This is a genomic window from Tahibacter caeni (assembly GCF_024609805.1).
GTDB classification, from domain to species: domain Bacteria; phylum Pseudomonadota; class Gammaproteobacteria; order Xanthomonadales; family Rhodanobacteraceae; genus Tahibacter; species Tahibacter caeni.
The window spans coordinates 1-12081 of record NZ_JANFVR010000137.1 but is presented as its reverse complement, the minus strand read 5'-3'; the positions used below and the strand labels follow the sequence as shown (position 1 = coordinate 12081).

Here is a 12081-nt window from a genome sequence, read left to right as displayed (position 1 = left end):
GCGCTGCTCGCGCGCGGCGCCGGCAAGGTCTACGCCGCGGCGCGCGACCCGTCGACCGTCGATCTGCCCGGCGTCGTGCCGGTCAGGCTCGACGTGACCGATGCGGCCGCCGTCGCCGCGGCCGCGAAGTCGCTCGGCGACGTGAACCTCCTGATCAACAACGCCGGCATCATCGAACGCAGCAGCGTCATCGGCGGCGACGTCGCCGCGATGCGGCGCGAGATGGAAACGAATTTCTTCGGTCCGCTGGCGATGTGCCAGGCCTTCGCGCCGGTGCTCGGCGCGAACGGCGGCGGCGCCATCGTCAACGTACTGTCGGTGCTGAGCTGGGTCACGGTGCCGGGCGCGGCGATGTACAGCGCGTCGAAATCGGCCGCCTGGGCGCTGACCAACGCGCTGCGCCAGGAGCTCGCCGCGCAGAACACCCTGGTCACGGCGCTGCACGTGGGCTACATGGACACCGACATGGCCGCGCACGTGCAGACGCCGAAAGCGAATCCGGCCGATGTCGCCAACCAGGTGCTCGACGCCGTCCGCGACGGCCGCGAGGAAGTGCTGGCCGACGAGCTCTCGCGCCAGGTCAAGGCCGGTCTCGCCGCCGATCCGGGTGTGTACCTGCGGCGCGCCTGAGCGCACTCACCAGCGATGGGGAATCGATCAGGCGGCGCCGCGTGGCGCCGTCTGTGTTTCGAGCGCGGCGATCCACTGCAGCGCGTGCTCGCGGCCGTCGCCGCACATGGCTGGTTCCGGACGCAGGCGCCCGCAGACGTCCGGCCGCTCGGGCGAGCCGAAGATGCGGCAGCGATAGTCGTCGGTCAGCTGCACGCAGCGCACGCCGGCGGGCTTGCCCTGCGGCATGCCCGGTATCGGCGAGGAGATCGACAGCGCGATGCAGCAGGCGCCGCAGCCGGAACGGCAGGCGTAGCGGCCGCTCGCGGCGTCGAATGCCAGCGTGCTCATGCCCCGTCGAGCTGCGCGCGCAGCTCCGCATAGACGGGTTCGCCGTCCGGGCGGCGGCCGTGCCAGATCGCGAACGCCTCGGCGGCCTGCTCCACGAGCATGCCGAGACCGTCGAACGCGTGCGCGGCTCTGGCGGCGCGCGCCCAGGCCAGGAACGCGGTCGCGGCGCGGCCGTAGGACAGGTCGTAGCAGAGCGCGCGAGGCGCGACGATCGAAAACGGCAGATCGATCGCACCGCCCTGCACGCCGGCCGAGGTCGCGTTGATGATGAAGTCCCAGCTGCCGGCGTCGGCCAGATCGTTCCAGTAGCGCACATGTACGCGGCCGGGCTGGCCGATGCGGTCGGCCAGCGCGTCGGCGCGTTCCGCATGGCGGTTGGCGATGGTCAGCGAACGTACGCCGGCGTCCAGCAGCGCATAGGCGACGCCCCGCGCCGCGCCTCCGGCACCGAGCAGCAGCAGGTCGCGCTCGCGCAGGTCCTGGCCGTGGCGCTCGGCAAGGTCGGCGATCAGGCCGGGACCGTCGGTGTTGTGACCGCGCCAGCCGCCGCCGGACAGCGGCTCCAGTGTGTTGACCGCGCCGGTGCGTGCGGCGTAGTCGGAAACTTGCGCGCAGCGCTCGAAAGCCAGCGTCTTCAGCGGCAGGGTGACGTTGGCGCCGCCGCCGCCGCCGGCGCGGAACGCATCGAGCTGCGCGGCGAAGGTCTCGGGCGGCGCGTCGATCGCCTCGTAGCTCAGGGCGATGCCGGTCTGCTGGCTGAAACGGCGGTGTATGGACGGCGACAGGGAATGACCGACCGGATGGCCGAAGACGGCATGACGCTGCGGGCTTTCGCTCATGAGGCTCTCCTGGGATTGCGGCCATTCTACGAGGCTCGGGCGTCGCAGTCGCCGACCCGCGCCGGGATCCCGGGCACGCGGGCATGACCAACGACCTTCATGACGATCGGCTCTTCAGCCAGAATGTTGCAAACAGCACTCTTTGCCTCCCTGACCCACGACGAGAGACGCCATGCGCCTGACCCGTTTGATCCTGGCCGCAGCGATTGCCGCAAGCTGTGCGGCCGCCGCTTCCGCCGAGCCGGCGCCCGCCGGCGTCGAGATGATTTCCCGCGATGCGCTGTTCGGCAATCCGGAAAAGGTGGCGGTGCAGCTGAGCCCCGACGGCAAGTACCTGAGCTGGGTCGCGCCGGTCGACGGCGTGCTGAACATCTGGGTCGCACCGGCCGACGACGCGGCCAAGGCCAAGCCGGTCACCGACGACAAGGCGCGCGGCATCCGCGAATATTTCTGGAGCTATCGCGAAGGTACTCTGCTCTATCTGCGCGACACCGGCGGCGACGAGGATTTCCATCTGTTCTCGGTCGACGTGGCCAGCGGCGTGAAGCGCGACCTGACGCCGTATCCGAAGACGCGCGCGATGTTCAACCAGGCCAGCCATCTGCACCCGGACCACGTGCTCGTCGGCATGAACGACCGCGATTCGAAATGGCACGACCTGTACAAGGTCAACCTCGCCGACGGCAAGCGCGAGCTCGTGCACAAGAACGAGCAGGAGATCGGCAACTACTTCAGCGACGCCGACCTCAAGCTGCGCATGGCGCAGAAGCAGAGCCCGGACGGCAGCCAGGAGCTGCTCGAGCCCGACGGCAAGGGCGGCTGGAAGAGCAGCGGCAGCATTCCGTTCGAGGACAGCCTGACGACCTCGCCGATGGGCTATTCCACCGACGGCAAGATCCAGTATTTCGCCGACTCGCGCGGCCGCGATACGGCGGCGCTGTTCGCGATCGACGTGGCCAGCGGCAAGAAGACCGTGCTCGCCGAGGACAAGCGCGCCGATCTCGGCGACAGCGTCATGGCTGACCCGAAGACCGGCCTGGTCCAGGCCGTCGAAGTCGACTACGAACGCAGCGAATGGAAGGCGCTGGACCCGGCCATCGCGAAGGATCTCGAGACCCTGCGCGGCATCGGTCCGGGCACGTTCGGCGTCAACTCGCGCAGCCTCGACGACAAGCACTGGATCGTGGCCTATGCGGCGGCCGAGCAGCCGACGGTCTACTACCGCTACACGCGCGAAGCCGGCAAGGCCGGCAAGCTCGACAAGCTGTTCTCGGCGCGTCCGGCGCTGGACGGCAAGCCGCTCGTGCCGATGTGGCCGCAGCAGATCAAGGCGCGCGACGGACTGACCCTCGTCAGCTACCTGACCCTGCCGCCCGACGCCGACGCGAACCGCGACGGCAAGGCCGACAAGCCCGTGCCGCTCGTACTCATGGTGCACGGCGGCCCGTGGGCGCGCGACGTCTACGGCTACAACGGTACGCACCAGTGGCTCGCCAACCGCGGCTACGCGGTGCTCAGCGTGAACTATCGCGGCTCGACCGGCTTCGGCAAGTCGTTCATCGCGGCCGGCGACCGCCAGTGGGCCACGCGCATGCACGATGATCTCATCGACGCGGTCGGCTGGGCCGTCGACAACAAGATCACGCGCAAGGAAGACGTGGCGATCATGGGCGGCAGCTACGGCGGTTACGCGACCCTGGTCGGCATGACCTTCACGCCGGACACGTTCAAGTGCGGCGTCGACATCGTCGGTCCGTCGAACCTCAATACCCTGCTCGCGACGATTCCGCCGTACTGGGCGGCGTTCTTCGAGCAGTTCGCGCGCCGCGTCGGCGATCCGCGCACCGAGGACGGCAAGAAGCTGCTGGCCGAGCGCTCGCCGCTGAGCCGCGTCGACGCGATCAAGAAGCCGCTGCTGATCGGTCAGGGCGCCAACGATCCGCGCGTCAAGCAGGACGAGAGCGACCAGATCGTCAAGGCGATGAAGGCCAAGAAGATTCCGGTCACCTACGTGCTGTTCCCGGACGAAGGCCACGGCTTCCGCCGCGCGCCGAACACCAAGGCGTTCAACGCGGTGACCGAGGGCTTCCTGTCGCAGTGCCTCGGCGGCCGCGTGCAGCCGATCGGCGATGACTTCAAGGGATCGAGCATCAGCGTGCCCGAAGGCGCGGCCGGCGTGCCGGGCCTGGTCGAGGCCCTGAAGACGCATACCCAGAGCGTGAAGAAATAAAACCGTCGGCCGGCGTCGCGATCGCGGCGCCGGCCGGGGTTCGAGGTGAATTCTCTCAGGAGCGGGACCGTGGCGGCGGCGGCAACGGCTGCGCCGGCGCGGACGCCTGGTTCTGGCCCGGTCCCTGCGCGAGAGCCTGTGCGGCGCGCTGCTGGGCGGCGCGGGCGCGCACGGCGGCAAGCACTTCCGGCGTCAGCAGAGCCGAATCCGGCCGCGCCGTCGATTCGATGCGGGCGGCCGCGAACGCGAACACCGCGCAGAAGCCGCTGACCCCCGCGAGCAACAGACCGAACGCGAGCAGGCCGGGATGATTGGTCAGGATGGCGAGGGCCATTCCGCCGAACATCAGCAACACCCAGAGAACTCGCATGCCCGGCTCCGTCATCCGCGATCGCGCGCGCGCCGGATCATAGCGCAGGAAATCGCCGCCGCTGCTCCGCCGGCGCCGGCACGGCACATACGGCGTCGCGGCCGCGACCAGCGGTCATGCAGAGTGGCGCGCCGGCCCGGCCGGGGCCGGAAGCGGAGCCGTCGCGGCGTCCTGACCGGTATCCGCCGCGCTCGCAAAAAAAAGAGCCCGGGGAGATCCCGGGCTCTCGTTGCCTTACCTCAGGCTCAGTGCGTGATCAGCACCAGCCACGGCACCTGCTGCTGCACTGTCACCAGCAGATGAGTGAGCTTGCTTTCTTCGCTGCGACCGCCGACGACGAGCGGAGCGAGGCCGCCCTCGATATTGAGATAGCCATTGGCCTCGCCGCCGCTGGCCGACTGCCAGGCGAAGCGCAGCATGCGCTGGCTCGTATCGATGGCCTGCCACGCGGAACGCTGGCTCAGGCCCTGCGCGTCGCGCGTGATGCTGCGTACGGCGATGTCGTTGCCGAACCGCGCGAGCTCCAGGGTGAACAGCAGCTTGCCGTCGGCGCCGCGGCCGTGCGCGACCTCCACCGGAACGATGCTCAGGCTGCCACTGAGGCCGGCATCGATGCGCAGCTGCGCGGTGACGAAGTCCGACCCGCCGAGAGTACCGGCGCCGGCGACGATCAGCTGCGCGCCCTCGAAGCCGTTCCGGAAGAACACCACGACGTCGTGATCGGTCGCGCTATTGTTCGCCGGCACGGGATCGGTTCCGGTGGTCAGGCTCGCCGAAGCGGTGTTGTCGAGCAGGTCGCTGCCGGCCGAGGCCACCGTGGCCGAGTACACGTAGGTCGCCTTGCCGCCGGACGGCACCGTGGCGTTATCGCTCAGCGTGTTGCCCGTGCCGTTCGCGCAGGTGACGCCGGTCGTGCCGCTGCACACCCACGAACCGCCGCTGAGCAGCGCCGGCAAGGTGTCGCTCACGCTGGCCAGCGCGGTGCTCGGTCCGGCATTCGACACTTCGATCGTGTAGTTCAGCGAATCGCCGACCTGCACGTAGTTGCGGCCGTCGTTCACGGTCACGCTGACGTCGGCGGCCGTGAACAGCGTGTCCGTGTCGGTCGCGCTGTTGTTGCCCGGTGTCGGATCGGTCACGCCGGCCGGCGTTGCGACCGTCGCGGTGTTGCTCAGGCTGCCGCTGGCGTTGATCGCGATGCTGCAGTTGGCCGTGTAGGTCACGCTCGCGCTGACCGGCAGGTTCACGCTGCCGTCGTTGATCGAGCCGCTGCCCGAGCCGGCGCAGGTGCCGCCGCCCGCACTGCTGCAGGTCCAGGTGCAGGTGAGGCTGGCCGGGAAGGTGTCGGCCACCGTGGCGCCGCTCACGCCGTTCGGTCCGGCGTTGCTGGCCGTGATCGTGTACACGACCGTGCCGCCGGTCGGCGCAGAGGTGACCCCGTCGCTCTTGGTGATGGCCAGGTCGGCGCCGCTGATCGGCGTGGTGTCGCTGGCCATGTTGTTGGACGGCGTGGGGTCGCTGCCGTTGCTGCCGTCGTCGGTGATGCTGGCCTGATTGCTGATCTGCGTGACGCTCGGCGACAGCGGCGAACCCACGGTCACGGCGTAGCTCGCGTTACCGTTGGTGCCGCCAGCCAGACCGCCTATGGCCAAGGTACAGGTCGAACCCGCGTTGTTGTTCGGCGTGCAGACCCAGCCTGCTGTGCTCGCGCCCGGATTGAACGAGGTGTTGGCCGGCACGACGTCGGTCAGGGTCACGCCGGTCGCGCCCTGGTTGCCGGCATTGGCATAGCCCAGGGTGTAGGTCACGCTGCCGCCGGGTGCGACCGAAACACCGCCGTCGCTCTTGGTCAATGTCAGATCCGGCGCGGCGTTCACGGGCGTGGTATCGCTGGCGCTGTTGTTCCCCGGCGTCGCGTCGACCCCGTGCGTCCCGTCATCGGCAATCGACGCCGTGTTGGAAAGCTGCGTGACGCCGGCCGCGACCGGATTGCCGACGGTGACCGCAAACGACGCGTTGCCGCTGCCGGCTCCCGCCACGCTGCCGATCGCGAGCGTGCAGGTCGAGCCTGCGTTGTTGTTCGGCGTGCACGACCAGCCCGCAGTGCTCGCGCCCGCATTGAAGGTGCCGTTGGCCGGCACGGTTTCGGTCAGCACGACGCCGGTCGCCGCCTGGCCGCCGCCGTTGGCGTAGCCCAGCGTGTAGGAGACGGTGCCGCCGGGCGCCACGCTGGCACCGCCGTCGCTCATGGTCAGGCTCAGGTCCGGCGGGGCCAGATCCACGAAGCATACCGTCGCATCGTTCAACGTCGGCGTCACGGCGGTGTTCGTGGTCGCGAGATAGGCGCGGTACTTGAGATAACGGTTGCCGTTGAACTGGCTCAGTGACGCGCCGCTCGTCGTGAAGAACGTTCCCGCGGTGCCGTCGGGCCCGACGAAGTTGAACGGACCGCTCGCGGAATTGCTCGCCGCGACCTGGAAGCGCAGGCTGGTGTTCGCCGGCGTCGTGCCGTTCCACGACAGCGTGGTCCAGGTCGGCACGTAGCCGGCCGCAGGGTTGGCGTCCTTCGCCGCGGAGACGAGATCGCCGGAGGCGCTGTAGCCGCTGTTGATGTAGATCCTGAAGCCCGCATCGGTGGAAACGCCGCCGGTCAGCGGAATGCTCCAGACCGTGCCGCTCGTGGCGCCGGCCACGCGCGTGCCGCCGGCATAGACGTCGGCGCCGGTCGTCGACGTGCCGCTGCGCGTCAGCGCGTAGGTGCCGGGCGACGGATTCGCCGTCGGCCGGATGGCCAGCGCGTATTGCGTGCCCGCCGTAACGGCGAACGCCGGCGAGAACGTCGCGGTGTAGTACGCCGACGCTCCGCTGTTGAAACCGGTGACCGTCGCCGTGGCGAGGTCGGCGCCGGTCGGCAACCCGCCGGCCGTCGCGCGAATGCTCAAGGTGAGGTTCGGCGTCGTGCCGGTGCAGCCGGAGCAGAACAGGTTGACGTCGATCTTCTTGAGGTTGCCCGAGGTCGCCGGCGTGAAGGTCTGGCCGCCCCAGGTCGTCGTGGTGATGCCGACGCCGCTCGTGCCGAGCGACGCGTTCTGCTGGTCGACGGTGTCCGGGTTGGTCAGCGTGGCGTCGCCGACGCTCGTGGCCAGGTCGATGTTGGTCGCCACGCCGGCCTGGAAATCGGCCTGGGTGGTGTCGGTGAGGCAGGCGCTGGCCGGCGCCGCGGCCAGCGCGAAATCCTGCGTGGTGGTCGCGCTGTCGATCACGGCGATGTTGCTGGCCGTGCCGGTCGTGCAGCCCGGAAAGCTCGCGCTCATGTCCGGGTAGGTGCCCGCGGGAATCGCCGTGAACGAATAGTGGCCGGAACCGTCGGTCGTGGTGCTGCGGCTGCCGAGCGTGACGACGGCGCCGCTCAGCGGCGCGCCGCCCGACTGTGCCGTGACCGTGCCGGACACCGTACCGCCGGCGCCCACGGCGGTGCAGGACGGATAGGCGAACGAGCCGATGCGCGTCAGGTAGTTGAGGCCGTCGACGGCGTAGTACTCGTTGGTGTACCAGAAGGTGCAGCCGTCGGGATCCAGGGTCATCGCGCTGTAGTCGCCCCAGCGGGCGCAAGTGCCGCCACAGCTGCCGGTCTGCGTCCCGGTACCCTGGATCAGCACCTGCTCGGTCTGGCTGAAGGTGTTGACCGGATCAGTCGCGAGCCGTCCGGCGTACTTGATCGCGGGCTTCGTGCTGGAACTGGAGGTGCTGTAGCCGAGCGCCAGATTGCCGGCGCGGTCGACCGCTAGGCTCGGCATGAAGCGGTGCATCACGTTGGCGCCGTCCGGATCCCAGGTCGCCGCCTGCGGCAGGTTGGCCGCGACGGTGCCGCCGGTGACGTTGACCTGATACCAGCGCGGCGCGGCGAAGCCGGTCGTGTTGGCGCGACGCACCGTGTGCGTCGTCCACAGCGACTCGACCCCGCCGATGTTGGTGTACTGGTTCTGCATCATCGCGCGGATCTGCAGCACGTCGAGGCTGTTGCCGCCGAGCGAGGGCGCATTCGCGACCGACGCATTCGGCCAGCTCGTGGCGGCCAGCGGCTGGTCGGGGCCGGTGAACGTGGAATTGCCGATGCTCGTCCAGTCGACGTGGAACTTGTAGACGGTCAGCGAATTGAGGAACTGCCAGGACGACACGAAATAGGCCGGCGTGCCGGCCGGCGGCGTGCCGGTCTGCAGGCGCGCATTGCCCGGCAGCAGGGTGAAGTCGCCGACCGGGGCCTCGAAGGTCACGACCTGCACGGTCGGCGCACCCGCGTACATCTGCTTCTTGTTGAAGGCGTAGACGCGCGGACCCTGGAAGCTGGCCCCGGCCGCGTAGCCGAACATGTTGGCCGACATGTAGATGCCGTCGGTCCAGACGCCGAACTTCGGGTAGTCGCCGAGACCGCCCGTCGTATTGATCGAATAGAAGTTCCATCCGCCGCTGACCGGATCGCCGGTCTTGGACACGGCGAAGCACTGGAACGCGCCGGGCGGATTGATGACGTTGCCTGAGCCGTCGAGCGTGAACGCGAAATCGGTAAGTATCCAGCGGTCTTCGAAGGTGTCGTACAGCACCACCGGATCGCCGAAGTTGTCGGTGTCGCAGAGGTTGCCGAAGCTGCCCTGCGACATCAGCGTGTCGAACGAGAACGCGGCGACACGCACGCCGTCGGACTTGCGGAACACGCCGACGGAGGAATTGATCGCCTGGATGTAGTAGGTCGGGCCGACGTCGCCGTTGGTGTCGGGCGGATGGCCCTGGCCGAAACCGGCCCGGTCGAGTCCGTCGAACGAGGCGATCGGCGGCGGCGCCGGCGCGGTGGCCACGGGTGTCGGGCCCGTCGGCAGACCGTCGGCCCGGCGGCCCGGCAGCTCGACCGGGTGCGGCTCGACTTCGCGCTCCGGCTTCTCGCGCTGCTTCGGCGGGGTCTGCGGCAGATTACGCAGGTCGACGTTGCTGCTCCTGCCTCGCTGCAGATGCAGCTCGATCGGCTGCTGCTGCGGCAGCGTGCGCGCGAAGGGAACCGGCGCGTCTTCATCGGTTTCGACGTCGACCTGGGCCGACGAGACAGTGGCGGCCGCGCACAAGAGCGCGGCCAATGAGGCAAGAACGAGGCGTTTCATCGACTCCTCCGGACAATGCTGCGGACACGACTGACCGGGCACGGTGCACCCGGCACAGAGCCAAAGCGTTAGCGCAAAGGAGGACCTATCGGAGCGACGCTTTCCCCCTGTCGTTCCATTCGTCGCCATCCTTCGGTCGGATTAGCATGTACCCGGGGAAGGGCCGGGTCAACGCGGAAAAAGCGGCGCGCACGGATTGTTGCAATGCCCGCTGCGGCCCGCCAACCGTGACCGCCGGTGCGTGCCGGATGGTTGAAGCGCCGGCCGTTCGCGGCGAGCATGGACGCCGACGCGGGCCGGTTCCGCGAGGTGTGCGCCCATGGATCTCGTGCAATCGACCGCGCTGGCGACGGGCCTGGCCTGGGCCAGCGGCTTTCGCCTCTATGCCGCCGTACTGCTGCTGGGCCTGCTCGGCCGCTACGAGGTCGCGACCTTGCCCACAGCGCTGCATTTCCTGCAGGACGACTGGGTGCTGTGGGTCAGCGGCGTCCTTGCGGCCGGCGAATTCCTGGCCGACAAGATTCCGGCCTTCGATTCGGTCTGGGACGCGGTGCAGACCTTCGTCCGCATTCCGGCCGGCGCGGTGCTGGCCTGGGGCGTATTCGGCGATTCGACGCCGGCCGTGCAGTTCGCCGCGGCGCTCGTCGGCGGCGCGATCACTTCCGGCACGCACCTGACCAAGGCCGGCACGCGTGCGCTGATCAACACCTCGCCTGAGCCGTTCACGAACTGGGGCGCGAGCATCGGCGAGGATCTGACCCTGCTCGGCGGCCTCTATCTGATCTGGCACTACCCCTGGCTGTTCCTCGTATTGCTGCTCCTGTTCCTGCTGCTCGCGGCCTGGCTGCTGCCGCGGCTCTGGCGCGCGATTCGCCGCGTCTGGCAGCGGCTGCGCGGATCGGCATCGCCGCCGTTGCCGGCGTCCTGACCGGGCGCGTTCGCAGGGATTGCGACACCGCGACGGCAGATTCCCGCGCCATGTCCGATCTCCACAAACCCGAGCGCATCAAGGGCCGCGGCAGCCGCGTCAATCCGGCCGGCCGTTTCGAAGTCACGACCCACGAAGCCGTCGACGACGGCTGGTACCAGGACGGCGAACCCGTCGCGCCGCCGCGGACGACGGTCATCGAGGAGCGCGCGCGGCACATCGTCACGCAAAACGCCTCGCCCGACATTCCGTTCGACGCGTCGATCAATCCGTATCGCGGCTGCGAACACGGCTGCGCCTACTGCTACGCGCGGCCGTCGCATGCGTATCTGAACCTGTCGCCGGGCCTGGATTTCGAGACGCGCCTGTTCGCCAAGACCAATGCGGCCGCCGTGCTGCGCCAGGACCTCGCCAGGCGCGGCTATCGCTGCAGCGCGATCAACATCGGCGCAAACACCGACTGCTACCAGCCGATCGAGAAGCGCTACCGCGTCACGCGCCAGGTGCTCGAAGTGCTCAGCGCCTGCCACCACCCGTGCACGATCATCACGAAGAATTCGCTGATCGAGCGCGACATCGATCTGCTCGCCGACATGGCCGCGCGCCGGCTCGTGCACGTGTTCGTGTCGGTGACGTCGCTCGACAATCGCCTGAGCAGCCGGCTCGAACCGCGCGCGAGCGCACCGCACCGGCGTCTGCAGACGATCGCCGCGCTGAGCGCGGCCGGCATTCCGACCAGCGTCAACGTCGCGCCGATCATTCCGGCGCTGACCGACATCTGGATCGAGGCGATCGTCGAACGCGCCGCCGCGGCCGGCGCGCGCAGCGCCGGCTACACCGTGCTGCGCCTGCCCTGGGAGCTCAAGCAGCTCTGGGAAGACTGGCTCGCGATCCATTACCCCGAACGCAAGCAGCACGTGCTCAACGTGCTGCGCGAGATCCGCGGCGGCGAGCTCAACGAACCGCGCTTCGGCCTGCGCATGCGCGGCGAGGGCCCGTACGCCGATTTGATCCGCAACCGCCTGACCCTGGCCTGCAAGAAATACGGCATACGCCGCCGCGCCGAGGTCGACCTCGATACCAGCCGCTTCGTACCGCCGCGGCCGGCGTCGCCGCAGGGCGAACTTTTCGGCTGAAGCGGATCGCGGTCGCGACGACGCCGGCTCAGGTGCCGGCGGGCTTGTCCGTCTTCGCTTCCGGAATCACCTGCGCGCGCGCCGCGCCGATGCGCCAGTCGCCGCCGCTGCGCACGGCGATCGTCGGCGTCGCGAAGCGGCGCACGACGGTGCGGCTGCCGTCGGCCGCGACGCGGACGAGTTCGACCGACGTATCGGCGAGGACCACGTCCTCGTTGATCGCATGCAGGCCGACCAGGGTCGTCTCGTGACGCATCTGCGGCTCGACGCGCGCGAAGGACTCGGTGAAGTAGCGGCGTATCGCCGCCGCGCCTTCGACGGTCGCGCTGGCACTGCCGACGCGCAGGGTGCCGTCGGCGACGTACAGGCCGGCCAGCGCGGCGGCGTCGCGGCTGTTCCAGGCGGCGTCGGCGCGCGTGACGAGCTGTTCGAGCGCGGCGCGGTCCGCGGCGGCGGGCTCGCCGGCGC

The 12081-nt window shown here is 69.3% G+C and carries 9 protein-coding genes; 4 read left to right on the top strand and 5 right to left on the bottom strand.

All coding sequences use genetic code 11. The annotated features are described in order from the left end of the window. Window positions 1-630 (top strand): SDR family oxidoreductase (locus NON22_RS13045; protein ID WP_257387376.1); only part of this gene is annotated, 630 nt, incomplete at its 5' end. 27 nt (window positions 631-657) lie between these two features. Here NON22_RS13045 and NON22_RS13040 read toward each other — a convergent pair. Next, complete coding sequence (locus NON22_RS13040) at window positions 658-960, bottom strand: YkgJ family cysteine cluster protein (RefSeq protein WP_257387375.1); 303 nt, start codon at window positions 958-960, stop codon at window positions 658-660. Beyond that, entirely contained in the window at window positions 957-1799 is an 843-nt protein-coding gene (gene aroE, locus NON22_RS13035; RefSeq protein WP_257387374.1) for a shikimate dehydrogenase, read from the bottom strand. The genes NON22_RS13040 and aroE overlap by 4 nt, the downstream gene beginning before the upstream one ends. A gap of 172 nt (window positions 1800-1971) precedes the next feature. Between aroE and NON22_RS13030 the strand changes: the two genes are divergently transcribed. Next, on the top strand, window positions 1972-4029 hold the full coding sequence (locus NON22_RS13030) for a S9 family peptidase (RefSeq protein WP_425507977.1): 2058 nt from the start codon (window positions 1972-1974) through the stop codon (window positions 4027-4029). Between the two features lie 55 nt (window positions 4030-4084). On the opposite strand, the gene NON22_RS13025 is transcribed toward NON22_RS13030, so the two are convergent. Together NON22_RS13025 and NON22_RS13020 are read right to left on the bottom strand one after the other, a co-directional pair. After that, window positions 4085-4414, bottom strand: a complete 330-nt coding sequence (locus NON22_RS13025; RefSeq protein ID WP_257387373.1) for a hypothetical protein — start codon at window positions 4412-4414, stop codon at window positions 4085-4087. A gap of 230 nt (window positions 4415-4644) precedes the next feature. Further along, window positions 4645-9549 carry a beta strand repeat-containing protein gene (locus NON22_RS13020; RefSeq protein ID WP_257387372.1) on the bottom strand — a complete coding sequence of 1635 codons (4905 nt, stop codon included), beginning with the start codon at window positions 9547-9549 and terminating at the stop codon, window positions 4645-4647. A gap of 319 nt (window positions 9550-9868) precedes the next feature. Here NON22_RS13020 and NON22_RS13015 point away from each other — a divergent pair, with 319 nt between their 5' ends. Further along, on the top strand, window positions 9869-10477 hold the full coding sequence (locus NON22_RS13015; RefSeq protein WP_257387371.1) for a DUF4126 domain-containing protein: 609 nt from the start codon (window positions 9869-9871) through the stop codon (window positions 10475-10477). A 50-nt stretch (window positions 10478-10527) separates the two neighbouring features. Further along, window positions 10528-11613 (top strand): PA0069 family radical SAM protein, encoded by a 1086-nt coding sequence (locus NON22_RS13010; RefSeq protein ID WP_257387370.1) that lies wholly within the window; start codon window positions 10528-10530, stop codon window positions 11611-11613. Between the two features lie 28 nt (window positions 11614-11641). On the opposite strand, the gene NON22_RS13005 is transcribed toward NON22_RS13010, so the two are convergent. Beyond that, on the bottom strand, window positions 11642-12081 hold a 440-nt coding region (locus NON22_RS13005), incomplete at its 5' end, for a YybH family protein (RefSeq protein ID WP_257387369.1).